The sequence below is a fragment of the Arenimonas alkanexedens genome, assembly GCF_054781355.1.
Map to the genome: position 1 here is coordinate 556,080 of NZ_BAAGUO010000002.1, position 24,961 is coordinate 581,040.

The 24,961-nt window shown below is 67.8% G+C and carries 22 protein-coding genes and 1 riboswitch; of the genes, 16 read left to right on the top strand and 6 right to left on the bottom strand.

Annotated features, from left to right (window positions below):
• The first annotated feature begins 8 nt into the window (after positions 1–8).
• The 7 genes from rdgB to ACYVGY_RS07200 all read left to right on the top strand — a co-directional run bounded on the left by rdgB (position 9) and on the right by ACYVGY_RS07200 (position 8,197).
• On the top strand, positions 9–605 hold the full coding sequence (rdgB, locus tag ACYVGY_RS07170; protein WP_460456780.1) for an RdgB/HAM1 family non-canonical purine NTP pyrophosphatase: 597 nt from the start codon (positions 9–11) through the stop codon (positions 603–605).
• On the top strand, positions 602–1,756 hold the full coding sequence (hemW, locus tag ACYVGY_RS07175; RefSeq protein ID WP_460456781.1) for a radical SAM family heme chaperone HemW: 1,155 nt from the start codon (positions 602–604) through the stop codon (positions 1,754–1,756). Before rdgB ends, hemW begins: the two co-directional genes overlap by 4 nt.
• Positions 1,757–1,805: 49 nt before the next feature.
• A complete protein-coding gene (locus ACYVGY_RS07180) occupies positions 1,806–1,991 on the top strand; it encodes a CPXCG motif-containing cysteine-rich protein (protein ID WP_460456782.1) in 186 nt (61 codons plus the stop codon).
• 13 nt (positions 1,992–2,004) lie between these two features.
• Positions 2,005–2,191: riboswitch (cobalamin riboswitch) on the top strand.
• A 139-nt stretch (positions 2,192–2,330) separates the two neighbouring features.
• Positions 2,331–4,145, top strand: a complete 1,815-nt coding sequence (locus tag ACYVGY_RS07185) for a TonB-dependent receptor domain-containing protein (RefSeq protein WP_460456783.1) — start codon at positions 2,331–2,333, stop codon at positions 4,143–4,145.
• 107 nt (positions 4,146–4,252) lie between these two features.
• Complete coding sequence (locus ACYVGY_RS07190) at positions 4,253–6,772, top strand: DUF1631 domain-containing protein (RefSeq protein ID WP_460456784.1); 2,520 nt, start codon at positions 4,253–4,255, stop codon at positions 6,770–6,772.
• Complete coding sequence (locus ACYVGY_RS07195) at positions 6,769–7,113, top strand: PilZ domain-containing protein (protein WP_460456785.1); 345 nt, start codon at positions 6,769–6,771, stop codon at positions 7,111–7,113. Before ACYVGY_RS07190 ends, ACYVGY_RS07195 begins: the two co-directional genes overlap by 4 nt.
• On the top strand, positions 7,088–8,197 hold the full coding sequence (locus ACYVGY_RS07200; RefSeq protein WP_460456786.1) for an FAD:protein FMN transferase: 1,110 nt from the start codon (positions 7,088–7,090) through the stop codon (positions 8,195–8,197). The genes ACYVGY_RS07195 and ACYVGY_RS07200 overlap by 26 nt, the downstream gene beginning before the upstream one ends.
• Before the next feature lie 16 nt (positions 8,198–8,213).
• Here the strand turns inward: ACYVGY_RS07200 and ACYVGY_RS07205 are convergent, their stop codons facing one another.
• On the bottom strand, positions 8,214–10,886 hold the full coding sequence (locus ACYVGY_RS07205; protein ID WP_460456787.1) for a bifunctional diguanylate cyclase/phosphodiesterase: 2,673 nt from the start codon (positions 10,884–10,886) through the stop codon (positions 8,214–8,216).
• 66 nt (positions 10,887–10,952) lie between these two features.
• On the opposite strand from ACYVGY_RS07205, the gene pepQ reads away from it, so the two are divergent.
• Positions 10,953–12,269, top strand: coding sequence for a Xaa-Pro dipeptidase (pepQ, locus tag ACYVGY_RS07210; protein WP_460456788.1), 1,317 nt, complete (start codon positions 10,953–10,955; stop codon positions 12,267–12,269).
• Positions 12,270–12,436: 167 nt separating this feature from the next.
• The gene (locus tag ACYVGY_RS07215) at positions 12,437–15,199 is read left to right on the top strand and encodes a valine--tRNA ligase (RefSeq protein ID WP_460456789.1); all 2,763 of its coding nucleotides are present in this window, start codon (positions 12,437–12,439) and stop codon (positions 15,197–15,199) included.
• An 88-nt stretch (positions 15,200–15,287) separates the two neighbouring features.
• On the opposite strand, the gene rimI is transcribed toward ACYVGY_RS07215, so the two are convergent.
• The 3 genes from rimI to pssA are packed head-to-tail and all read right to left on the bottom strand — an operon-like array spanning position 15,288 to position 16,774.
• On the bottom strand, positions 15,288–15,761 hold the full coding sequence (gene rimI, locus ACYVGY_RS07220; protein ID WP_460456790.1) for a ribosomal protein S18-alanine N-acetyltransferase: 474 nt from the start codon (positions 15,759–15,761) through the stop codon (positions 15,288–15,290).
• Positions 15,762–15,764: 3 nt separating this feature from the next.
• Complete coding sequence (locus tag ACYVGY_RS07225) at positions 15,765–16,016, bottom strand: hypothetical protein (protein ID WP_460456791.1); 252 nt, start codon at positions 16,014–16,016, stop codon at positions 15,765–15,767.
• Positions 16,013–16,774, bottom strand: a complete 762-nt coding sequence (pssA, locus tag ACYVGY_RS07230) for a CDP-diacylglycerol--serine O-phosphatidyltransferase (RefSeq protein ID WP_460456792.1) — start codon at positions 16,772–16,774, stop codon at positions 16,013–16,015. Before pssA ends, ACYVGY_RS07225 begins: the two co-directional genes overlap by 4 nt.
• Positions 16,775–16,876: 102 nt before the next feature.
• Here pssA and ACYVGY_RS07235 point away from each other — a divergent pair, with 102 nt between their 5' ends.
• The 3 genes from ACYVGY_RS07235 (at position 16,877) to ACYVGY_RS07245 (ending at position 19,556) form a co-directional block, all read left to right on the top strand.
• Positions 16,877–17,269 carry a hypothetical protein gene (locus ACYVGY_RS07235; RefSeq protein ID WP_460456793.1) on the top strand — a complete coding sequence of 131 codons (393 nt, stop codon included), beginning with the start codon at positions 16,877–16,879 and terminating at the stop codon, positions 17,267–17,269.
• Between the two features lie 63 nt (positions 17,270–17,332).
• Positions 17,333–19,033: a proline--tRNA ligase gene (locus tag ACYVGY_RS07240; RefSeq protein WP_460456794.1), complete on the top strand. Its 1,701-nt coding sequence runs from the start codon at positions 17,333–17,335 to the stop codon at positions 19,031–19,033.
• A gap of 145 nt (positions 19,034–19,178) precedes the next feature.
• Entirely contained in the window at positions 19,179–19,556 is a 378-nt protein-coding gene (locus ACYVGY_RS07245; protein ID WP_460456795.1) for an H-NS histone family protein, read from the top strand.
• 14 nt (positions 19,557–19,570) lie between these two features.
• Here the strand turns inward: ACYVGY_RS07245 and ACYVGY_RS07250 are convergent, their stop codons facing one another.
• The gene (locus ACYVGY_RS07250; RefSeq protein WP_460456796.1) at positions 19,571–20,830 is read right to left on the bottom strand and encodes a threonine/serine exporter family protein; all 1,260 of its coding nucleotides are present in this window, start codon (positions 20,828–20,830) and stop codon (positions 19,571–19,573) included.
• A gap of 70 nt (positions 20,831–20,900) precedes the next feature.
• Here ACYVGY_RS07250 and ACYVGY_RS07255 point away from each other — a divergent pair, with 70 nt between their 5' ends.
• From ACYVGY_RS07255 to ACYVGY_RS07270, 4 genes are read left to right on the top strand one after another with little or no spacing between them, the layout of a single operon-like run.
• A complete protein-coding gene (locus ACYVGY_RS07255) occupies positions 20,901–22,010 on the top strand; it encodes an MlaE family ABC transporter permease (RefSeq protein ID WP_460456797.1) in 1,110 nt (369 codons plus the stop codon).
• Between the two features lie 5 nt (positions 22,011–22,015).
• Complete coding sequence (locus tag ACYVGY_RS07260; RefSeq protein WP_460456960.1) at positions 22,016–22,807, top strand: ABC transporter ATP-binding protein; 792 nt, start codon at positions 22,016–22,018, stop codon at positions 22,805–22,807.
• A gap of 2 nt (positions 22,808–22,809) precedes the next feature.
• Positions 22,810–23,733, top strand: a complete 924-nt coding sequence (locus tag ACYVGY_RS07265) for an MlaD family protein (RefSeq protein WP_460456798.1) — start codon at positions 22,810–22,812, stop codon at positions 23,731–23,733.
• Positions 23,730–24,353 carry an ABC-type transport auxiliary lipoprotein family protein gene (locus ACYVGY_RS07270; protein ID WP_460456799.1) on the top strand — a complete coding sequence of 208 codons (624 nt, stop codon included), beginning with the start codon at positions 23,730–23,732 and terminating at the stop codon, positions 24,351–24,353. The genes ACYVGY_RS07265 and ACYVGY_RS07270 overlap by 4 nt, the downstream gene beginning before the upstream one ends.
• On the opposite strand, the gene ACYVGY_RS07275 is transcribed toward ACYVGY_RS07270, so the two are convergent.
• A complete protein-coding gene (locus ACYVGY_RS07275; protein WP_460456800.1) occupies positions 24,350–24,937 on the bottom strand; it encodes an alpha-ketoglutarate-dependent dioxygenase AlkB family protein in 588 nt (195 codons plus the stop codon). The genes ACYVGY_RS07270 and ACYVGY_RS07275 overlap by 4 nt on opposite strands.
• Positions 24,938–24,961: the final 24 nt, after the last annotated feature.

Genomic DNA, 24,961 nt, shown 5'->3' on the forward strand with positions numbered 1-24,961 from the left:
GCCACGCCATGCCCAGGAAGCTGGTCCTCGCCACCTCGAACCAGGGCAAGCTCGCCGAACTCCAGCCGCTGCTGGCCGAAGCCGGCTACGCGCTGGTGACGCAGGGCGAGCTGGGCGTGGAAGACGCCGTCGAGGACGGCCTGAGCTTCGTCGAGAACGCGATCATCAAGGCGCGGCACGCCTGCGCCGCGACCGGTTTGCCGGCGCTGGCCGACGATTCGGGTCTGGTGGTGGACGCACTCGACGGCGAACCTGGCCTGTACAGCGCGCGCTATGCCGGCAGCCACGGCGATTCGGCCGCCAACATCGCCAAGCTGCTTGAACGCATGCAGGGGCTGGAGGGCGAACAGCGGCGGGCGCATTTCCACTGCGTGCTCGTGCTGATGCAGCATGCCCGCGACCCCCAGCCGCTGGTGGTCGAAGGCCGTTGGCCGGGCTACGTGCTGGCCGCGCGCCGTGGAGAAGGCGGCTTCGGCTACGACCCGGTCTTCCTGGATCCCGACCAGCAACACACGGCCGCCGAGCTCGACCCGGCGCTGAAGAACCGCATCAGCCACCGCGGCCGGGCCCTGGCCCAGCTGCGCGAGCGACTGCGCGAGCCGTGAGCACGCTCATCCCGCCGCCGCTTTCGCTTTATGTCCATATTCCGTGGTGCGTCAAGAAGTGCCCTTACTGCGACTTCAACTCGCACGGCCAGTCCGGGGCGCTGCCGGTAGGCGACTACGTCGCGGCCCTGGTGCGCGACCTCGAGCAGGACCTGCCCCAGGTCTGGGGCCGTACCGTCCACAGCGTGTTCTTCGGCGGCGGAACGCCCAGCCTGTTTGCACCCGACGCGATCGGCGCCATTCTCGATGCCTGCGCAGCCCGTCTGCGCTTCGCGCCCGGCGCCGAGATCACCATGGAGTGCAACCCGGGCACCGCCGAGCACGGTCGCTTCGAGCAGTACCGCGCCGCCGGCGTGAATCGCATCAGCTTCGGCATCCAGAGCTTCGACGATGGCTGCCTGCAGCGGCTGGGGCGCATCCACGACAGCGGTGAAGCCGAGCGTGCGGTCAAACTGGCGCAGGACGCCGGCTACGACAACATCAACCTCGACCTGATGTACGCCCTGCCCGGCCAGGACCTGGCCATGGCCCTGCACGACGTCGAGCGCGCCATCGCGCTGGCGCCGGCGCATCTGTCGCACTACCAGCTGACCATGGAGCCCAACACCGCCTTCGCGGTGAAGCCGCCCGCGGGCCTGCCCGACGAGGACAGCGCCTGGGACATCCAGGAGCGCTGCATCGAGGCCATGGCCGCCGCCGGCTACGCCCAGTACGAGGTGTCGGCCTATGCCCGCGCCGGGCACCAGTGCGCGCACAATCTCAACTACTGGCGTTTCGGCGACTATCTGGGCATCGGCGCCGGCGCCCACGGCAAGATCAGCGCGGGCGCCAGTGGCGAGGTGCGCCGGCGCTGGAAGCCGAAGAATCCGCGCGACTTCATGGCCCATGCCGGCACCCCGCAGGGCATCGGCGGCGATGATGCGATCGCGCCCCAGGCCCTCCCCTTCGACTACATGCTCAACGCACTGCGCCTGGTCGAAGGGTTCAGCCTGGCCGACTTCGAGTCGCGCACCGGCCTGGACCGCGGGGTCATCGCGACCGAACTACAGCAAGCCCGGGACCGCGGCTGGCTCGAGCAGGACGGCGAGCGCTGGCAGCCGACCGAGCTGGGGCGCCGGTTCACCAACGACGTGATCGGCCTGTTCCTCTGACCCTCAGGCCGTCACGTTCGGCAAACCTGGCCACGGGCAGGCTGGCGCCATGCTCGACACCATCGTCCTGACCTGCCCGCACTGCGGGGAATCCTTCGAGACCGTCGCCGACCCGTCCGGCGGCGATGCGGAGTACGTCGAAGACTGCTTCGTCTGCTGCCGGCCGATCACGGTGCGGCTGCGGGTAGGCGGCGATGGCGAACTCGACGGCTACGACGCCGGGCGCGACGACTGACCCCGTCTTGACATAGACTTCACCGGTCCCAGGTGTTCGGGAAGCCGGTCAAACTCCGGCACTGCCCCCGCAACGGTAGGCCAGAAAACCCTCCAGCAAGCCACTGTGCCCCCGGGCATGGGAAGGCGGAAGGGAGACGGAATGCTCCGCGCATCCCGTCACTGGCGAGTCCGGAGACCGGCCTGGTGCTTGGCCACCCCCAGGGGTGGCCACCACGGCACGTTGCGGAGGGCGACGGGGCGGCGTCATGGCCTGCGTCCGTTCGCGTCCGGCCACGTCGTTTCCCGGTTCCCCCCGCGCGTGCTTCCCGCGGGTGAGCGTTCCAGGAGACACCAACCAATGAACCACGTTGCACGCCAAGCCGCACTTTGCGCGGCGATTTCCCTCAGCTTTTCCCCCGTCGTGCTTGCCCAGGACGCGGCCACGCTGGACACCGTCCAGGTCACCGCTACGCGCCTGGCCCGTCCGCTGGACGAGGCGCTGGCCTCGGTCACCGTGATCACTCGCGCCGACATCGAAGCCAGCCAGGCGCCGGACCTGATCGACCTGCTGGGTCGGCAGGCGGGCATCGACATCGCCCGCACCGGCGGGCCGGGCGCTGGCAGCGCCCTGTTTCTGCGCGGCGGCAATTCCACCCAAAGCCTGATCCTGATTGACGGCATCCGCGTCACCTCGACCGGGCAGGGCGTCTTCGATTTCGCCCATTTGCCGCTGGAACAGATCGAGCGAATCGAGATCGTTCGCGGCCCACGCGCTTCGATGTGGGGCTCGGACGCCATCGGCGGCGTCGTGCACGTCTTCACACGCGACCCCTCGGCGCCGTCGGCGCGCCTCACCGCGGGCAGCTATGGCCGCGTTGGCGCCAGCGCCGCGGTCGGCAGCGGCAGCGACCGCAAAGGCTTCGGAATCACCGCCGGCTACCAGCGTTTGCGCGGATTCTCGGCCACCAACCCGAACTCGGTGTTTTCTTTCGATCCGGACGACGATGGCTATCGCAACCGAAACCTGAGCCTGCGAGGCCGCACGAGCCTGGGCAACCAACTGCTGTCGTTCACTGCGATCGCCACGGACGCCGAGGTGGAGTTTGACCGCGGCAGCACCGACGCCCGCAACACCTCCGGCGGCCTCACCCTCGCCGGCGAACTGTCTTCGGCCTGGAGCCATCAGTTCACGGTCGGTCACGCGCGCGAGGACCTGGATACCGCCGGGAGCTTCCCGAACGGCTTCCGCAGCCGCCGCAGCAGCGTGGACTGGCTTCACTCGCTCGCGCTCGACGACGACACCAGCCTGCGCTTCGGGCTGAACTGGCAGCGGGAAAACGGCGCCTCGGACAATGCGTTCAACGGCCTGCTGTTCGACGACACGCGCCGCAGCCAGGCAGCCTTCGTCGGCTATGGCGGCCGTTTCGGCCGGCACGTGCTGGATCTGTCCCTGCGCCGCGACGACAGCAGCCAATACGGCGGCGTCACTACCGGCAATGCCGGCTGGGGCGTGGATCTGGGCGCGCGCGTGCAATGGCGCCTGTCTTGGGGCGAAGGCTTCCGCGCTCCCAACTTCAACGAGCTCTACTACCCCGATACCGGCTTCGGCTTTGCCGGCAATCCAGCGCTGCGCCCCGAGCAATCCGAAACCTGGGAAACCGGCCTGGTGTTCACGCCGGACGCGGCCCAGCGGCTCGAGCTGTCGGTCTACCGCACCCGGGTCCGTGACCTGGTCGCCTTCGCCGCCCCCGGCACCAACAACGCCATTAACATCAACCGCGCCGCGCTCGAAGGCGTGGAGCTGGGCTACCGCTTCGACCGCGGCGGCTGGAGCGGCGGCGGCAACCTGACCTGGCAGGAAGCGATCGATGCGGGCACCGGCCAGCCCCTGCTGCGTCGGGCCAAGCGCAAGGCCCACGTCGAACTGGGCCACGTTTGGAACAACGGCCTGTCGCTGGCCCTGGAGGGAGACTATTTCTCAGGCCGCCCCGATTTCGGCGCCACCCTGCCCTCTCATGCGCTGGCCCATCTGCGCTTCGCGTGGCAGTTCAGCCCGGCCTGGCGCTTGGAAGGCAGGCTGGAAAACCTTGCGGATCGCGACTATGAAATGGTTCGCGGCTACAACACCCCGGGCCGCGGCGGCCTGCTCAGCCTGGTGTGGAACGGCAAATAAACACGGTCCGGGCCAGGTGCGCGCCATGATGCTCGCCTGGCCCGGCCCTATGCGCGAGGGCGCACGTGTGCCTAGAATCCGGCTGGGGAATTCATACGGAGTGCCGCATGTCCGCATCGGCCACATCTCCGCACGCGTCGGCACCGACGCTGGCGACGCGGCCATTGCCTGAACGGGTGCGCGGCCTTTTGGGCGGCATCCTCGAGTATTCGTCCGACGAAATCGAACGCACGCTGGTCTCGACCCTCAATGAGTTCGAGCAGCAGCTGTTCAAGTACGCCGAGCAGGCACGCAACAATATGGTCCAGACCCGCTGGCTCGAAGCCCAGCGGCTGGTCAAACGCACGCGTCCGGACCTGGTGCCGCGCTTCCTGATTGCACTGGAGGCCGAGCTGGCCTGCGTCAAGGATCCACCGGGCGCCAAGTCGGTCACCGGCGGCTTCCGCCTGACCCGCGACGAGCTGACCCTGGTCGAAAACGTCGATATGGACGAAACCACGGTGCTGGCCGAAATCGCCAGCCGTGCCGAAGTCCGCAACAGCCTGCCGCTCTACCTGCTTGGCCAGCGCTTCGGCGTAGTGGCCGGGAAGCCGGCCTTCGATGCCGAGAACCTGCCGATCGGTCCACAGGGCCTGTGCCGCATGTTGCGCCAGGCCTCGGACTGCCTCGAGCTGTCAGGCGAGCACCGCAGCCTGCTCTTCCGAACCTTCGAGCGGCATCTGATGCCGCTCTACGGCGGCTTCATCGAGTCCATCAACACCTATCTGTCGCGCAACGGCGTGCTGCCCAACCTGCACTACGTGCCGGTACGCAGCCGTCCGTCCAGCGCGCCTGCCGCCAAGACGCGCGGCGCCAACCCGGCGGGCGCTCCGGCCGAAACAGCCAACGGCCCGGACGGCGGTTCGCCCGGAGCCCGCGGCGGCGGCCGCGCCGGTGGCGGCAGCGGCAGTGCTAGCGGTAGCGGCGCTGGCGGCGGTGCCAGTGGCGGAAGGGGTGGCGATAGCAGCAGCACAGCCGATGGCGGCGATCGCGGCGGCAACGCAGGCGGCGGCTACGGCGCAGGTGGCGCCGACCGCAGCAGCGCCAACGCAGGCACCTCTGCTGGCGGCGGTGACCCCGGCCAGGCCGGCGGACGCTCCGGCGTGGCTAGCGGCGGCCAAGCCGTCAGCGGCGAAGATACCTTCCAGCAGATGCGGCACCTGCTCGCCGGTCGCCGACAGCTGCTCGGCAAACTGGTAGGCGGCCAGCCCAGCACCAGCGGTGCGGGGGTCCAGGTCAGCTCCGAGCAGGTCCAGGACGTCCTGGGCCAGCTGCAGCAGAAGGCCTCGACCACCGTCATGGTCAACGGCAAGCCGACCCAGCGCACGGTCACCCACCTCAAGCAGGACCTGCTGGCCCAACTGCGCCAGCACACGCCCGGAAACCAGCCGCCGGCGCTGGCCGAGGAGGATGGCGACGCCATCGATCTGGTCAGCATGCTGTTCGACCACATCATGAAGGACGTGCGGCCCAACAGCCCGGCGTCCGCCCTGCTGGCCAAGCTGCAGGTGCCCTTGCTGCGCGTGGCGCTGCAGGACAAGGCCTTCTTCACCCGCCAACAGCACCCCGCCCGGCAGATGCTCAACACCATCGCCGAGACCGGCGCCTACTGGCTGGGCGAAGACGATGCCGACCAGCAGTTGGTCGGAAAAATGCAGTCAGTGGTCGACCGCACCGTCCGCGAGTTCGACGGCGACCTGGGCTTGTTCAACAACCTGCTCGAAGACCTCAGCGGCCACCTGCAGACGGTGACGCGCAAGGCCGAAGTCGCCGAGAAGCGCCACGTCGAGGCCGCCCGCGGCAAGGAAAAACTGGCGCTGGCGCGCGAACGTGCCGCCTCGGTGGTGGAGGGCCTGCTCAAGAAGCAGAATCTGCCGCGCTTCACCCACACCCTGCTCAGCCAGGCTTGGACCGACGTGATGGCGCTCACTTCGCTGCGCCACGGCGAGGATTCCGAACAGTGGAAGCAGCACCTGGACATCGCCGAACGCCTGATCGGCGTCGCGAAGGCCAGCCCCGGCGCCACGCCGATCAGCAGCACCGAAGCCCAAGCCCTGCGCGGCGACATCCAGTCTTCGCTCACCCAGGTCGGCTACCACGCGGAAGAAGCCTCGGCGATCGCCCAGCGACTGGTCGAACCGCAGGCCAATGCCGACGACGACTCTGCCGCCAGCCGCACCGAACTGACCATGCGCCTGAAGGCGCGCGCGCGCCTGGGCGAAGACCTCCAGCAGGCGAAAAAGGGCAAGAAGTCCACGCTCACGCCCGAGGAGCAAAAGCGCCTCGAACAGATCCGCCAGCTGCCCTTCGGCACCTGGTTCGAGTTCTCCCTCAACCAGCAGGGCGAGAAAGTCCGTCGTCGCCTGTCCTGGTTCTCCACTGTCACCGGCCATGTCCTGTTCGTGAACCATCGCGGCCAGAAGGTCGGCGAGAACACGCTCGAAGGTCTGGCCAAGGCCATGGTCCAGGGCCAGGTGAAAGTGGTGGAGGAAGAGAAAGGCACCCTGATCGACCGCGCCTGGAACACGGTGATGAGCGCACTGCGCTCCTTCGCCGGCCAGGCGCCTGCCGAGGCGCCCACCCGATGAACGAATACCGCCGCGCAAAACGCCGCAAGGTCGGCAATATTGACGTGCTCGACACCATGACCGGGGTGCTGATTGGCAAGCTGAGCAATCTTTCCGAGACCGGCATGCTGATGATCCTGGGCGAACCGATCACCAGCGACGCCCTGTTCCAGCTGCGTTTCAGCCTCGAGGACGACGCCGGCAAATCCCGTCAGCTCGAGGTCGGCGCACACGAGCTGTGGTCGGACGAGGCCGCCGCCCCGGGCCAGATCTGGACCGGCTTCCGCTTCATCGATGTCGCCCCGGAAGACGTGGCCTTCATCCGAGAGTGGGTGGATGCGCCGGGTAGCCAGTACGTCTGATGGCCTGCGGCGCACGGTCGGGGCGGCCCTGGCCGTCACCCTGTGCCTGGCCATCGGCTGCAGCCGCGAAGCACCGGCACGCATCGAACGCCTGTACGTATTCGGCACCCTGGCCGAAATCGAGATACGCGGTGCCGACGCTGCCGCCTCCAGCGCCGCCCTGGCCGAGATTTCCGCGCTATTGAACCAGCGCCAGACGGAATGGCACGCTTGGGAGCCGTCTGACCTGACCCGCATCAATGGCGCGCTCGCGGCCGGTGAATCGGCCACGGCACCGCCTTCGGTGATTGCCCTGATCGACCGTTCGCGCCCCTTGGTCGCGGCCAGCGAGGGGCTTTTCGATCCTGCCTTGGGCGGCCTGGTGGCGGCCTGGGGCTTTCATACCTCGACCTTCCCGGTCCTGACGGCGGCGCCTAGCGAAGCCTGGCTGGCGCGCTGGCGCGAGCAGCGGCCGCGCCTGGAGCAAGTCCTCGTTGAGGGCGATAGGGTGTCGAGCAGCAACCCGGCCGTGCAGCTCGACTTCGACGCCATCGCCGAAGGCCTGGCCTCGGAAGCCATCCTGCAGGTGCTCGAACGCCACGGCATTGGTCATGCCCTGGTCGGCCTGGGCGGTGACATCGTCGCGCTTGGCGACGGCGACGGACGGCCCTGGCGCGTCGGCCTGCAGGATCCGTTCGGAGGCGGCCTGGGCAGCGTGCAGCTGGGCGACCACGAAGCACTCTTCAGCTCGGGCAACTACAGCAAGTTCCGTGAATCGCCGACCGGCGCACGCTGGCCGCATCTGCTTGATCCGCGCTCGGGACACCCGGCCCGCGGTGCCGCTTCGGTGGTGGTGCTGCATCCGGATCCGGTGCGGGCGGACGCGGCCGCCACGGCCCTGTTCGTCGCCGGACCCGCGGGCTTCGAGCGCGCCGCCCGGCGCCTGGGCCTGGGCTGCGCCCTGATGGTGACCGAGGAAAACGAAATGCTGGTGACCGCGGCGATGGCCGCACGCGTGCAGTTGCTGCGCAAACCGGTGCCGCTTGGGCCGCCCCTGGACCTGGGCGTCGACTGCGACGCCGCCGCCGTAGCGTCCGGCGCCTAGCCGCCGGGCGACCGCTTCAGCTGCGGAAGCACAGCGCGGCCTCGGGCCGATGGATCGCGAAGCCCTGCGCATAGTCCACGCTCAGGCCACGCAGCAGGTCACGGGCACGCTCGTCGGCAACCCATTCCGCGACCACCTGCAGGCCCAGCTGGTGGCCAATATCGGTCACCGCGCGAACGATGGAATAGCTCACCGGGTCGGTCTCGATGTTGCGGATGAAACTGCCGTCAATCTTGATGAAGTCCACCGGCAGGTTCTTGAGGTAACCGAACGAGGCCATGCCGGAGCCGAAATCGTCGAGCGAGAACTTGCAGCCGGCGGCGCGCAGCTTCTGCATGAACTCGACCGCACGCGACATGCTGCTGACGGCCGCCGTCTCGGTGATCTCGAAGCAGATCCGCTGCGGCGGCACGCCGTAGTCCTCGAGCCGCTGCAGCACGAAGTCGGCAAAGCTGTCGTCCTCAAAGGTCGGGCCCGAAAGATTGATGGCACATAGCTTCACCGGCTTGCCCGAGGGATGCAGGCGGTTGAAGTTGGCCAGGGTCGTGTCCACCACCCAGCGGTCGAGCTGGGGCATCAGGCCGAAGCGTTCCGCGGCCGGTATGAAGGCTCCCGGCGGCACCAGTTCGCCGTTCTCACCCCGCAGCCGCACCAGCATTTCCATGTGTACGCCCTCCGCCTGCTCGCCGTACCACAGCGGCGCCAGCTCCTGGAAATGCAGCAGGAAGCGACCGTCGGCCAGCGCCTGCCGGATCCGACCCGCCCATTCCATTTCGCTGCGGCGCTGGGTGGTTTCCAGATCGTTCTCGGAGAACAGATGGACGCGATTGCGGCCACGTTCCTTGGCCATGTAGCAGGCGGTGTCGGCGTGCGCCAGCAGCACGCGCTGGCTCAGGCCCGCGCCCTGCATCATCACCACGCCGATGCTGGCGCTAACGGTGTAGTTGCGCTGTTCCCAGCCAAACACGTAGCCGTCGATCTGGAGCCGGATTTTCTCAGCCAGCTCGGTGGCGAGCAGCTCGCTGGTGCGCTCGAGCAAGACCGCGAACTCGTCGCCGCCCAGCCTTGCCACGACCGCGTTGCGCGGCAACAGGCCGGCGAACAGGCCCGCCAGCTGCGCCAGGAGCTGGTCGCCGGCGTAGTGCCCCGAGGTGTCGTTGATCAGCTTGAACTGGTCCAAGTCCATGTAAAGCAGCGCTGCAGGCTCCGCGCCGGCGTCGAGCGCCTCGATGCTGGCGTCCAGCTTGCGTTCGAACTCGCGCCGGTTCAGCAGGCCGGTCAGCGAATCATGGATGGCCTGGTAGCTCAGCTCCTCGCTCAGCACCCGCAGCTCGGTGATGTCGCTGGCTACCGCCAGCAGATGCGGCTGCTCGCCCAACATGATCCGGGACACCGACAGCGTCGCCCAGAACGGCTCCTGCCCCGGCATCTGCAGGCGGACGGACTCGTTGAAGATGGCGCCAGGTTCGATACCCAGGGCGTCGACGCGCGCCCGCATCGCCGGGTCTTCAATCAGTTGCGCCAGGCTTGGACCCGGCAGCTCGGCGACCATCCCAAAGCGATCCCGGCAGGCCTGGTTCGTATACACCACCTGTCCGGTATCAACGCGCGCCAGCAGCACCAGCGCCGGCAAAAGATCATTGAGCGCTCGAAAGCGTTCCTCGCTCTCGCGATATTGAGCCGACATGTCCCGCGCCAGCGCCAACGCCCGTGACCGGGTGGAGGCGATCGACCAGGCCAAGGTGGCCAGCAGCACGCTGGCCAGGCAGCCGATGCCAAAGGTAAGCAACGGCAGCCAGCCGGCCTCGGCACTCATCGGGCGGGCCATGGCCTTCATTCGCCACGTGCGGCCGCCGTAGGCCAGCTCCTGCGAGTAGCTGGCGATGCGGGCATCTTCGTCCGGATCCAGTTCCGAGTCGTTGCTGTAGAGCAGACGCGCATTCGCCTCACCGTCGCTGACGTCCAGCACGTCGATGTCGAAGCGATCCAGCGCTTCCTGCGGCAGGGCATCCTCGATCAGGCGAGTGACGCGGAAGGAAACGGCCAACGAGCCCAACTCACGTTGGCGGCGCTCGGCCAGGTCACGGGGCGGCAGGCCGGGGCTAAACACCGGGAGCCGGATGGTGAGCCCATCGTCACCACCCGGCATCCCCCTGCGCTGCACCAGCCGGAACGCTGCAGACATCACCGGCTGGTCGGCGTCGCGGGAGAATCGGGCGGCCGCCAGGTTCTCGGGCTGGGTGGCAACGTCCAGCCCTAACAGCCCCCGGTTGCCCTGGCTTGGCGCCACCAGCGTGGTCCGGTAGACGCTCGCGCCGGCATCCTCGGCCCGGGCCGTGGATGCGGCGATGCGCTCGGAATAGGCGATGGCCTGCAGGCTGGGGAACTGTTCGCGCGGCCGCAGGTTCGAGTACATGGCTTCGAATTCGGCGTCCGTCACCTCGTCCGAGGCCAGGAACATGGCCTGCACCGAGCGAACGAGCAGGCCACATGTGTCGAGCTGGCCGTTTACGGCGTCGAAACTGCGTTCGGCCAAGCGCTCCAGGCGCACATGCTCGGACTGAACCAGCGCGTCACTGTGCAGCTTGGCCGCCAGCAGGCTCAGGCCCAGGCCAACCACCAGCGCAACCAAGCTCCACAGCCAGGCTGGTTGGCCAAGGAACCCTCCGTCTTCACGCCGAACTTTCAAACCCTACTCCTGCGCCAGACGCATGGATGCGGCAAAATCGCCCTTTGCCTCCCCGAAGGAACGGCCATGACCCCTCAGGACACAGCTCCTCTATATCCCGCGCACCTGTCCGCAATCAAGGCGCGCATGGACGCCCTGCTCGAAAAGTACGGCTTCGATCACCTTTTGGTCGCTTCCGGCATCGAGAAGCTCGAATTCCTGGACGACCGGCCCTACCCCTTCAAGCCCAACGCCCAGTTCAAGGCCTGGCTGCCGCTGACCCGGCACCCGCACTGCTGGATCGCCTACACCCCGGGCCAGCGCCCGGTGCTGGCCTACTACCAGCCCGACGATTTCTGGCACGTGCCGCCCAGTCCGCCGGAAGGCGCCTGGGTCGAGCACTTCGACATCCGGATCATCACCGACCCGGCCGCGGCCGCACGGCACCTGCCCAGCACCGGCAAAGCCGCCATTCTGGGGGAGGCCGACGCCGCCCTGCCCGGCTTCGCGCCCAACAACCCCGAAGCGCTGCTGGCCGGCCTGCACTATCACCGCGCCTACAAGACGCCCTACGAACTGGCCGTCATGCGCCTCGCCCAGCGCCGCGCCGTGCCTGGCCACCTCGCCGCGCGCGACGCCTTCCGCGCCGGTCTGTCTGAAGCCGGCGTCCACGCCGCCTATCTGGCCGCCACCGGCCACACCGACCTGGACCTGCCCTACAGCAACATCGTCTGCCTCAACGAGAACAGCGCCGTGCTGCACTACCAGTACAAGGCGCAGCAGGCACCGTCGCGGCATCGTTCGCTGCTGATCGACGCCGGCGCCGAGGTCGATGGCTACGTCTCGGACATCACCCGCACCTGGGGCAACGGCGACGCCGACTTCGAAGCCCTGATCGCCGCCGTCGACGACGAACAGCAGGCGCTATGCGCCGGCGTGAAGCCCGGCGTCGACTACCGCGACCTGCACCTGGAGTGCCACCTGCGCCTGGGCGGCGTGCTGCGCACCTTGGGCATCGTCGACATGGATGCGGGCCAGATGCTGGAGACCGGCCTGACTTCGACCTTCTTCCCGCATGGCCTTGGCCACCCGATCGGCCTGCAGGTCCACGACGTCGGCGGCTTCACCGACGAGGACGGCCAGCGGATCCCCCGCCCCAACGGTCACCCCTTCCTGCGCATGACCCGCACCCTGGAGCCGGGCATGGTGGTCACCATCGAACCGGGCATCTACTTCATCCCGACCCTGCTGGCGAAGCTGAAGGCGACGCCGCAAGGCAAGGCGGTGGATTGGCGCAAGGTGGAGCACCTGGCGAAATTCGGCGGCGTGCGGATCGAGGACGAGGTGCACTGCACCGAAGCCGCGCCGGAGAACCTGAGCCGCGACGCTTTCGCCGCAGCCTGACCCTGTAGGAGGGCCTTCAGGCCCGAAGCTCTTGGCGAAGAGCTTCGGGCCTGAAGGCCCTCCTACAGGGGTTTGCCTCGCCGGCAAACGGCTGATTTGCTAGGCTTTGCGGTCTTCCCCACCCATCAAAGCCCGGCCCTGCGCCGGGCGCAGAGCCGTCATCCCCCATGGAAAAGAGCTTCGAGCCCCAGACCTTCGAGACCAAGTGGTACGCCCACTGGGAAGCCAGCGGCTGCTTCAAGCCCTCGGGCAAGGGGCCGGCCTACACCATCATGCTGCCGCCGCCGAACGTCACCGGCACCCTGCACATGGGTCACGCCTTCCAGCACACGCTGATGGACGCGCTGGTGCGCTACCACCGCATGAAGGGCTTCGACACCCTCTGGCAGGTGGGTACCGACCACGCCGGTATCGCCACCGAGATGGTGGTGTCGCGCAACCTGGCGCTTGAGGGCAAGGGCGAGACCCGCGATTCCCTGGGCCGCGACAAGTTCATCGAACGGGTATGGGACTGGAAGCAGGAATCGGGCGACACCATCACCCGCCAGATGCGCCGCATGGGCGCCTCGGGGGATTGGAGCCGCGAGACCTTCACCATGGACGCCGGCCCGAGCCAGGCCGTGGTCGAAACCTTCGTACGCCTGTTCGAGGAAGGCCTGATCTACCGCGGCCAGCGTTTGGTCAACTGGGATCCGGTGCTCAAGACCGCCATCTCCGACCTTGAAGTCGTCAGCGAAGAAGAAGACGGCAAGCTCTGGTCGATCCGCTACCCGCTGGCCGATGGCAGCGACCTGGTGGTCGCCACCACGCGCCCGGAAACCATGCTCGGCGACACCGCATTGATGGTGCACCCCGAAGACGAGCGCTACGCGCACCTGGTCGGCAAGAAAGTGAAGCTGCCGCTGAGCGACCGCGAGATCCCGGTCATCGCCGACGACTACGTCGACCGCGAGTTCGGCACCGGCGTGGTCAAGGTGACGCCCGCGCACGACTTCAACGACTACGCGGTGGGCCAGCGTCACGGTCTGCCGATGATCAACATCCTTACGCCCGAAGCTGCGATCAACGACAACGCGCCGGCCAAGTACCGCGGCCTGGACCGCTACGCCGCGCGCAAGGCCGTGCTGGCGGACCTTGAGGCACTCGGCCTGCTGGTCGAGGAAAAAAAGCACAAGCTGCAGGTGCCGCGCGGCGACCGCACCGGCCAGGTGATCGAGCCCTACCTCACCGACCAGTGGTTCGTGAAAATGGACACGCTGGCCGCGCGCGGTCTCGAGTTGGTCGAGAACGGTTCGGTGCGCTTCGTGCCCGAGAACTGGATCAACACCTACCGGCACTGGATGGGCAACATCCAGGATTGGTGCATCAGCCGCCAGCTTTGGTGGGGCCACCGGATTCCTGCCTGGTATGACGCGAGTGGCAAGGCCTACGTGGGCCGCGATGAAGCGGAGGTGCGCGCGAAGCACGGCTTCGGCGCCGACGTCGCCCTCACCCGCGACAGCGACGTGCTCGAGACCTGGTTCTCGTCGTCGCTTTGGTCGCACAGCACGCTGGGCTGGCCGGATCCGACGGCAATGGCGGAGCGCGGCTACGACAAGCGCCTGCCGACCTCGGTGCTGGTCACCGGCTTCGACATCATTTTCTTCTGGGTGGCCCGGATGATCATGATGACCGAGCACTTCACCGGCGAGGTGCCGTTCAAGGACGTCTACATCACCGGCCTGGTGCGCGACCGCGACGGCCAGAAGATGTCCAAGTCCAAGGGCAACGTGCTGGACCCAATCGACATCATCGACGGCATCAGCGCCGACGCGCTGGTGGCCAAGCGCACCGCCGGCCTGATGAAGCCGACCGACGCGCCCAAGATCGAGAAGGCGACCCGCAAGGAATTCCCCGAGGGCATCGCCGCGTTCGGCGCCGACGCGCTGCGCTTCACCTTCGCTTCGCTGGCCACCCACGGCCGCGACATCAAGTTCGACCTGCAGCGCTGCGAGGGCTACAAGAACTTCTGCAACAAGCTCTGGAACGCCGCCCGCTTCGGCCTCATGAACTGCGAAGGCTTTTCTGTGGGAGGCACTTCAGTCCCGAACCCGTCCACCGACGCAGAACGCTGGATCCTAGACCGCCTCCAACACACCCTGCGCGAAGTCGAGAAGGGCTACGCCGACTACCGCTTCGACCTCGCGTCGCAGGCGCTCTACGAGTTCGCCTGGAACGAGTTCTGCGACTGGTACCTCGAGCTGTCCAAGCCGGCGCTGATGGGCGAGGACCAAGCCGCGGCCGACAGCACCCGACACACCCTGCTCTATGTGCTGGAACAGCTGCTGCGCGCACTGCACCCGATCATCCCCTTCGTCACCGAGGAAATCTGGCATGCGGTCGCGCCCAAGCTGGGCATCGTCGGCGACAGCATCAGCACCCAGCCCTACCCGGTGGCCGACCAAGCCCTGGAGAACGCCGTCGCGGCCGCCGACATCGAGTGGCTCAAGGACGCCGTGACCCAGCTGCGCTCGATTCGCAGCCAGATGGGCATCACGCCTGCCAAGGCCGTGCCGCTGCTGCTGCAGGCCGGTGACGCCCGTGACCGCGAGCGTCTGGTCCGCCACGACGCGACGCTGAAATTCCTGGCCAAGCTCGAGTCCATCACCTGGCTCGACGGCGAGGCTCCGGCGGCGGCCGCCGCCCTGGTCGGCTCGCTGAAGCTGCTGATCCCGCTCGAGGGTCTGATCGACCTGGGCGCGGAAACTGCGCGCCTGGACAAGGAGCTCAAGCGCATCGCCGGCGAGATCGCCAAGTGCCAGGGCAAACTGGCCAGCGAAACTTTCGTGCAGAACGCACCGGCCGCCGTGGTGGACCAGGAACGCGCCCGCCTGACGGAATGGAACGCGCAGCAGACCGCCCTGCAGGAACAGCGCGCCAAGCTCTGCTGATCAATAAGGCTCACCTGTGGGAGGGACTTCAGTCCCCATGCTTTCGGCCGAAAAGCATCGGGACTGAAGTCCCTCCCACAGGGAGCGCCTACTCCGGCGGCAGCAGCTCCATCGCCATGACGATGGCGTCTTCCCGGCCTTTCTCGGCGGGGTAATAGTTCGGGCGCTTGCCGATCTCGTTGAAACCTTCCTGGAGATACATCTCGATCGCGCGCGGATTCGAGGGCCGCACCTCCAGGAACAGCTGGCCCGCATGGTGCCAGCGCGCCAGGTCCACCAGCCGGCGCAGCAGCCGGCGGCCGTGGCCGCGGCCCTGGTATTCGGGAGCGATGCAGATATTGAGGATGTGCGCTTCGCCGGCCGCGGCGCTCAGCACGCCGTAGCCCAGCAGCGTGGTGCCGGCCTCGAGCACCCAGCATTGATGCCCTGCGCGCAGGCAGTCGCGAAAGATGCCGAGCGTCCAAGGGAATACGTAGGCGCGATTCTCGATCTCGAACACTGCCTCCAGATCGCTCGGAAGCATGGGTCGGACCTGGCTGCCGGGGGCGGGCCGGGCGTTCACGACTCAGTGCGGGCGACGCAGGGCGCGCAGCGCAGGCCAAAGCGCGCGCTTGGCCGCGCCGCCGGCGCGCAGTTGTTCCAGCGGCGGCAACAGGGCCGACGGGTCTTCACCACCCGCGGCCAGCACCAGCGCATTCCAGAGCCGCACCGGGAACCCCGGAGGCGGCGTCAGCACCCGCAGCGGCCTCGGCGGCTGGCGATAGAGCGCGTAGCCCATCGCCGACAGCATCGCCTGCTGGTCGCGACTCCAACTCATGCCGCGTGCTTGCGCCGAAGCTTCGTCCATAGCCACCAGGCCGGACCGGACAGGCCGTAGACCAGCGCGATGGCGAACAGACCCTTGGCCTGGGCAATGAACAGCACCGCGATCGTCACCACCACCAGCGCCATCACGAAGAACGGCACCCGGCCACCCTTCGGAAAGCCCTTGAAGCTGAAGTACTTGATACGGCTCACCATCAGCAGGCCGGCAGCCACCGTCACCGCGAAGGCCAGCCAGCGCAGGCCCTGGCCGCTGTAGCCAAAGGTGTTCATGGCCCAGACGAAGGACACCATCAGTCCCGCCGCGGCCGGACTGGCCAGGCCGATGAACCAGCGTTTGTCGGTCGAACCGACCTGGGTATTGAAGCGCGCCAGGCGCAGCGCCGCGCAGGCGGCGTAGAGGAAGGCCGCGGCCCAGCCCACCTTCGCCAGCACCGGGCCGTCGGCGCGGAAGCCGACCAGGGCCCAGTGGTACATCACCAGCGACGGCGCCATGCCGAAGCTGACCAGATCGGCCAGGGAGTCGTACTGGACGCCGAATTCGCTGGTGGTGCCGGTCATCCGGGCGACCCGGCCGTCGAGCCCGTCGAACAGGCCCGCCACGAATACCGCGATGCAGGCGCTCTCGAAGTTCCCGCTGGCCGCGGCCAGGATCGCGTAGAAACCCGCGAACAGGCCGCCGGTGGTGAGCAGATTGGGCAGCAGATAGATGCCGCGGCCGCGGGCCGGGGTCGGATCGTCGTGAGGTTCCATGGCGGAAGTGTAGCGGCTCCCGGATTCGCCCCATAGCCCGCGCCTTGCGGCCCGGCGGAGGGGGTGGTATCACGGGGCCTTGCCACTGTCCGGAGTTCCGCCATGTCCCGCCCGATCCTGATCTTCGTCCTGGCGTTTGCGCTCACGCCCTTGGCCAATGCCGCCGAGAAGGTCACCGTCTACCGGTCCGTCGGAACCAGCGGCGAGACGGTTTATTCGCAGGTCCAGGTCGCCAGCTCGCAGCCCATGCAGGTGGACGCCGACTCGGCCGAGGCCAAGGCCGCCGAAGCCGCCGCCCCGGAGCCGACCCAGGCCCAGAAGGCCTGCGACATGGCCCAGGCCAACCTGGCGGTGCTGACCTCAGGACGCCCGGTGCAGTTCGACCGCGACGGCGACGGCGAGCCCGAGCAGATGACCGAAGACGAGCTGAGCACCAATCGCGAAAACGCACAGCGCCAGGTCCGCGCCTACTGCGAGCCGGTCGAAGGCGAGTAGCCGCGCCCCGCGGGGTCGGGCGGCCGCTACAATGGCCGACCCACCCTGATCCCTGGTCCCCGCATGCGTCTTTCCCGCTTCCACCTCCACACCAGCAAGGAAACCCCTGCGGACGCCGAGGTCGTCAGCCACCAGCTGATGCTCCGCACCGGCATGATCCGCAAGCTGGCGGCCGGCCTGTACACCTGGAGTCCGCTGGGCCTGCGGGTACTGCGCCGGGTCGAAGCCGTGGTGCGCGAGGAAATGGACCGCGCCGGCGCCATCGAGATGCTGATGCCCTCGATCCAACCGCGCGAGCTCTGGGAAGAGACCGGCCGCTGGCAAAAATTTGGCGGCCAGTTGCTCAAGATCAAGGACCGCAAGGACGGCGAGTTCTGCTACGGCCCGACGCATGAGGAAGTCATCACCGACTTCGCCCGCAACGAGCTGCGCAGCTACAAGCAGCTGCCGCTGAACTTCTACCAGATCCAGACCAAGTTCCGCGACGAGATCCGTCCGCGCTTCGGCGTGATGCGCGCGCGCGAGTTCCTGATGAAGGACGCGTACTCGTTCCACCTCGGCGCCGAGAGCCTGCGCGAGACCTACCAGACGATGTACGACGCCTACACCCGCGTCTTCAGCCGCCTGGGCCTGGTGTTCCGCGCGGTGAATGCCGACACCGGCGCCATCGGCGGCAGCGCCTCGCATGAGTTCCACGTGCTGGCTGATTCGGGCGAAGATGCCATCGCCTTCTCCGATGGCAGCGAGTACGCCGCCAACGTGGAGATGGCCGAAGCCGTTTCGCCGGGCGAACGGCCCGCCGCCGCCGAGACGCTGCGCGAGGTCGAGACGCCCTGGCAGCGCACCTGCGATGAAGTCGCCAAGCTGATGGGCATCGCCCTGTCGGGCACCGTAAAGTCGGTCGCCGTGATGGGCGAGCAGGGCTTCGTGCTGGCGCTGGTGCGCGGCGACCACATGGTGAACGAGATCAAGCTGTCCAAGGTGCCCGGCCTGGCTGAGTTCCGACTGGCCACGGAAGCCGAGATCAACGCCCACCTGGGCTGCGAGCCCGGCTTCATCGGCCCGGTGAAACCGGCCCAGGCCATCACCATCATCGCCGACCGCAGCGTGGCGGCCATGGCCGACTTCGTGGTCGGCGCCAACCGGAAGGGCCTGCACCTGGCCGGCGTGAACTGGGGCCGCGACCTGCCCGAGCCGGCGCTGGTCGCTGACTTGCGCAACGTGGTCGAGGGCGATACGTCGCCGGACGGCAAGGGCGTGCTCAAGATCGCCCGCGGCATCGAGGTCGGCCACGTGTTCCAGCTGGGCCAGAAGTATGCCGAGGCGCTCAAGGCCACCGTGCTCGACGCCGAAGGCAAGGCGCAGGTGATGCACATGGGCTGCTACGGCATCGGTGTGTCGCGCATCGTCGCGGCCGCCGTGGAACAGAACTACGACGCCAATGGCATCTGCTGGCCGGCGCCGATGGCGCCCTGGCAGGTCGCCGTTTGCATCATCAACCCGAAGAACGACCCGGCCGTGGTTGAAGCGGCCGATGCGCTCTACGCCGAACTACAGCAGGCCGGTCTGGACGTGGTGATCGACGACCGCGGCCTGCGCCCGGGCGTGATGTTTGGCGACATCGAGTTGATCGGCATCCCGCATCGCGTAGTGGTTTCCGGCCGCGGCCTGGAATCGGGCCAGTTCGAATACCGCGCCCGCCGCGCCGCCGACAGCGAAAACCTGGACAAGGCCAGCCTGAGGGCGCGCCTGGGCCTGACCTGAGAAAAGCACCCGCAAGGCTGTGCTCAAACCCCGCGGGAAAACCCGCGCGGGTTCCACCGGGTGCTTTCCGGGGGGTACCATCGGGGTTTGCAGGGTTTATATCCGTAAACCCCCCACAAGCTTTCAGGCAAGTCCAAGGAAATCCATGAGCATTAATCTCGAAGGTCTCTCCGCAAAGGAACTCCAGCTCCTGATCACCAAGGCCAGCCAGCGCAAGAAGTCGCTGGCCAAGCGCAAGCCGGTTGCCGCGGTGCGCAAGAAGCTGGTGTCGCTGGCCAAGGCCGAGGGCTATAGCGTTGACGAACTTTTCGGCACCGGTCGCATGGTCCGCGAAAAGTCCGGGGTCGCCGCCAAGAAGCCCAGCAGCCGCAAGTCCGCGCAGAAAGGCGTCAAGGTCGAGCCCAAGTACCGCAACACGGCCGACGCCAGCCAAACCTGGGCCGGTCGCGGCATGCCGCCGAAGTGGCTTTCGGCCGAACTGGCCAAGGGTCGCAAGCTCGAGGAATTCCTGATCCAGCGCTGAGCCGGATCCGGGCGCTAGATATTCCGGCGCGAGGGCACGATCAAGTTGCCGAACAGCAGCCCGGCCACGATTGCGATCAGGGCTGAAAGCAGCACGAACGCGGTGTCCAGGCCCAGCCAGACATCGCGTTCCATCACGAAGTTGAGGCTGCGGAAGCCGACGCTGCCCGGCACCAGCAGGATGATGCCGGGCACCCGGATCAGCGCACCGGGGCGATTACGCCAGCGCCCGTAGATGTTGCTGATGGTGGCTACCCCCATGCCGGCGAAGAAGGCGCCGCCGGCGAAATTGTCGGTAGCCAGGCCGATCAACTCGCCGCCCAGGCGGGTCAGGCCATAGCCCAGCAGCACCGCCGCCATCACCAGCGGGTAGTCACGGGCGGAAGCCTGGAACAGCACCGCGAAGGCAAAGGCCGAAACGCCCAGGGCCGCCAGCGCTTCCAGCGGCGCCAGCGGCTGCGCCGCCGCTTCCTGCGGCACCCAGCCCAGCAGACCCACGATCTGCATCGCCGCCACCGTGCCAAACGTGAGCTTCATCAGGATCATCATCGCGCCCGCAAAGCGCGTGGTGCCCGATATCAGGTGCTGGCTGGACAGTTCGCTGACCGCATTGGTCAGCATCAGGCCGGGCATCAGCACGATCAGCGAAGAGATGATCACCGTGTTCAGGGAAAGCGGTGCGATCCAGGTCGCCACCGCTGCTGCCAACAGCGTCGCCACCAGGGCGGCGATCGCTTCCAGCGCCTCCGCCAGCCGCGGGCGGCCCGCGCCCAGCACGAACATCACGCCGATCACGATGCCGATCACGCCCGCCGTGGCGATGCCGGGCCAGCCAGCGCCCAGCAGCGCGGCCACCGCCGCCGCCGACAGGCCGAAGCTGAATGCGTTAAGGCATTTCGAGATGGGGCTAGGCGGCCGATCAAGCGACTTCAGCGCCTGCAGACCGGCACTTGGGTCCAGTCGCCCAGCCAGGACATCCTCAGCGATGGCGTCGGTGGCGGCCAGGCGGCCCAGGTTCTGGTCGCCCGGCGCCAGGCGCAGGACACGGGTGATGCCGTTCTGCTGGCCGCGCACCGGGTCGGCGAAGCTGAGAATGATGCCGGTGGGGTTGGACCAGACCTCGCACTCGAGTCCCAGCCGATGCGCCACGCCCATCACGGCAGCCTCCAGCCGCTGCGAGGTAGTGCCGTAGGCGTGCAGGCGGGTGGCGAGTTCGGCGACGAAACTGGCCTGCGCCTCGTAGGTGGACTGGCTGTTGAGGACGGGCGCGGTCATGGTCGGCAAGCATGGCACGCGCCCCCGCTGGCGGCTATCCTCGGTTAACCGCTAAGCAACCGCCGCAGGTATGAGCGAACTTCCCAGCATCGAACCGAGTGAGCGCCAACCCGGCATCCTCGTCGCCCGTGGCGACTGGACCCTGGCAAACGCTGACACCTTGCTCAAACTGCTCGAGGCTGCGCCCGAGGCGGCGCAGGACATCGACGGCCGCGATATCGGCCGCCTGGACTCCGCCGGCGCGATGCTGCTGTCCCGCTACGCGGTGCGCGTCGGCCTGGGCTTGGCCACCGTCGAGGTTCAGCCCGCTTTCCAACCGCTCACCGGCACCGTGCAGACGATCTGCGAGAACCCGCGCCGGGTGCCGCGCACCGACTACGGCTTCCGCGAGATGTTGGCGCGCATGGGCTACGCAGTCGAGGACTACACGCGCGAGACCCTGGCCCTGGTCGGCTTCCTCGGCCTGAGCCTCAAGACCGCACTGGGCGTCGCGCTGCGCCCCGCGCGCTTCCGCGTCACGTCCACCGTGCACCACATGGAGCAGGTCGGGCTGGACGCCGTGCCGCTGGTGCTGCTGCTGAGCTTCATGGTCGGCGCGGTCATTGCCTTCCTCGGCGCCACCGTATTGCGTGACTTCGGTGCCGAGATCTTCGTGGTCGAACTGGTGGGCATCGCCTTCCTGCGCGAATTCGGCGTGCTGCTGACCGCCATCTTGCTTGCCGGACGCACCGCCAGCGCGTTCACCGCGCAGATCGGCGCGATGCAGTCCGGCGAGGAAATCGACGCCATCCGCACGCTTGGCCTGGACCCGATCGAACTGCTGGTGCTGCCGCGCCTGGCCGCGCTGCTGGTGATGCTGCCGCTGCTGACCTTCCTGGCCATGATCGCCGGCATCGCCGGCGGCCTCGCCGTCAGCGTCGCCAGCCTGGGCATGACCCCGGAGATGTTCATCACCCGGCTGCATGAAACGATTGACGTGCGGCACTTCTGGGTCGGCGTGTCGAAGGCGCCGCTGTTCGCCATGATCATCGGCCTGATCGGTTGCCTGGAGGGCTTCCAAGTGCAGGGCACGGCGCAGTCGGTCGGCGAGCGCACCACCTCGAGCGTGGTGCAGACGATCTCGCTGGTGATCTTGTTCGATGCTTTCGCTGCGCTGTTCTTCATGCAGATGGACTGGTGAGCGCGATGGCCGACGACACCGACGACCTGGCCATCCGCGTGCGCGGCCTGCGCAACGCTTTCGGCAGCCAGGTCGTGCACGAGGACCTCGACCTGGACGTGCGCCGCGGCGAGATCATCGGCGTCGTTGGCGGCTCCGGCACCGGTAAATCGGTGCTGATGCGTGCCGTGCTGGGGCTGCGCGAACCGCAGGGCGGCAGCATTGACGTGCTGGGCGTGGATGCACTGTCCGATCGCGCGCGCGCCAGCGGCCTGATCGAGCGAAATACCGGCGTGCTGTTCCAGAACGGCGCGCTGTTTTCATCGCTGAGCGTGGCCGAGAACGTCTCGGTACCGCTCAAGGAGCACTACGCGTCGCTGCCGGCCGACATGATCTACGACCTGGCCATGCTAAAGATCCGCATGGCCGGGCTGGGCGAGGACGCCGGCGCCAAACTGCCCTCGCAGCTCTCGGGCGGCATGCGCAAACGCGCGGCGCTGGCGCGGGCGCTGGCGCTGGACCCGGCGCTGCTGTTCCTGGACGAACCCACCGCGGGGCTGGATCCGATCGGTGCCGCCGCATTCGACGCCCTGATCAAGACCCTGCAGAACGCGCTGGGTCTCACCGTCTTCCTGATCACCCACGACCTCGACACGCTGTACACCATCTGCGACCGTGTCGCCGTGATCGGCGATCGGCGCGTGCTGGTAAACGCCCCGCTGGCCGAGGTCGAGAACTTCGACCATCCCTGGGTGCAGGAATACTTCCACGGCCCGCGCGGACGCTCTGCGCAGGCTGCCCAAGCCAAGGAGGCTTGACCATGGAAACACGTGCCAACCATGTGCTCATCGGCGCGTTCACCCTTGCCGTATGCCTGCTCGCGGTGCTGTTCGCGCTGTGGGCCGCCAAGTACACCACCGAAAAATCCTTCAACGAGTACGACGTCATCTTCCAAGAGGCCGTTACCGGGCTCAGCGTCGGTAGCCAGGTGCTCTACAACGGCATTAGCGTAGGCGCCGTGCGGCGGCTGTCGCTCGACCGCGACGACCCGCGCAAGGTCATCGCCCGGGTCCGGCTCTCGGCCGATACGCCGGTGAAAACCGACACCCGCGCCAAGCTCGCGCTGACCGGACTGACCGGCGTCGCCATCATCCAGCTCAGCGGCGGCAGCCCGGGCAGCCCGGTGCTCATGCCCAGCGGCGATCAGCGCGTGGCGCGCATCCAGACCGAACCCTCGGCGCTGCAGAACATCGCCGCCAATGCCAGCGAAATCGTCGGCCGCGTCAATGACCTGCTCAGCGACGAAAACGTCGCCCGGGTCACCCGCACGCTCGAGCAGCTCGACCAGATCACCGGCTCGGTGGCGGGCGAGCGAGAAGACATCGCCGCGCTGATCAGCAATGCCCGCGCCGCCAGCGAGCAGCTGGAAAAAACCTTGGCCAGCGCCGACCGCACCATCAACAACCTCGACCAGGGCCTGGTGCAGGAGCTGCCCGATCTGGTCGCGCGCCTGGACCGCACCTTGGCCAAGCTTGAATCCGCCAGCACCAGCGCCGACGCCATCCTGACCGACAACCGCGATGCCTTTGCCGACTTCAGCCAGGACGGCCTGGCCCAGGTGGGCCCGACCATGCGCCAGCTGCGCGGCCTGATCCGCGAGCTCGACGGCCTCGCCGAGAAGCTCGAGGGCAATCCCGCCGGCTTCCTGCTCGGCCGCGAACAACCCGAGGAGTTCGAACCATGATCCGTCCCATCCTGCTGCTCGGCGCGACCACCTTTTTGGCCGGCTGCGCCGCCATCGGCGGCCCCAAGACGGAGGTGAAGGTCTACGCACCGGCTAGTGCGGTCACGGTGGATGCCGCCTGGCCCAGCGTGGACTGGCACCTGTCCATCTCCACCACCGCTGCCAACCAGATGCTCGACACGTCGCGCATCGCGGTGCGGCCGACGCCCGACCGCTTCCAGGTCTACAAGGGCGCCGTCTGGGCCGACGATGCACCGGAGCTGCTGCAGACCGCGCTGGTCGAAGGCTTCGAGGATGCCGGCAAGCTCAAGGCCGTCGGGCGCTTCGGCGGCGGCGCGCGCGGCGACGCCGGCCTGCTGGTGGAAGTGCGCGCTTTCGAAACGGTTTACAGCGGCGGCAGGCCCGAGGCGGTCATCGAAGTGCAGGCGCGCCTGGTCATGTTCCGCGGCGGCGGCACGGTGGCGTCCAAGCGCTTCCGCCGGGTGGTTCCCGGCAGCTCGGCCGAGGTGGATGCGATGGTCGCCGCCTTCGGACAAGGCCTGTCCGGCATCACCACCGACATCGTCGGCTGGACTTTGGTGGAAGCCGACAAGGCCAACCGGGCGCGTGAGGAAGGCTAGGTCGGCGGGACCTCAATACGCCGGAAAGTGAGGTTCAAGCGCGGCGCGACCGCACGCGCGGTGCGCGGCAGGGCATGGCGCCAGTTCGCTTGGGTGTCGCCGGACATCAGCAGCAGGCTGCCGTGCGGCAGATCAAGCGCGAAGCGCTTGCTGGCGTCGTGCCGATGCTTGAACGAAAACCGCCGGGTGCCACCCAGGCTCAGCGAAGCAATCATCGGGCGCGGCCCCAGTTCGGGCTCATCGTCGCTGTGCCAGCCCATCGCGTCCTTGCCGTCGCGGTAGAGATTGGCCAGCACGCTGTTCATCACCACACCGGCCGCCGCATCCACGCGCGCCCGCAGCGCCTGCAGGGCCGGCGGCCAGGGCCGGGGTTCGAAGCGGGTGCGCGAATACACGTAGCTGGCGCCGGCATCACCGATCCAGCAGCTCAGGCGCGGCGAATCCACCTCACGCCCGAACATCCGGATCCGGTGTGTCTCCCAGCGCACGGTGTCCATCACCTCCGCCAACAGCTCATCGGCCTCGGCGCGCGGAAGCCAGTGCGGCTCGAAGCTCAGCTGTCCGTCGGGGATGGGGAAGCGCATGTCGGTTAGGCAGCACGCGAAGAC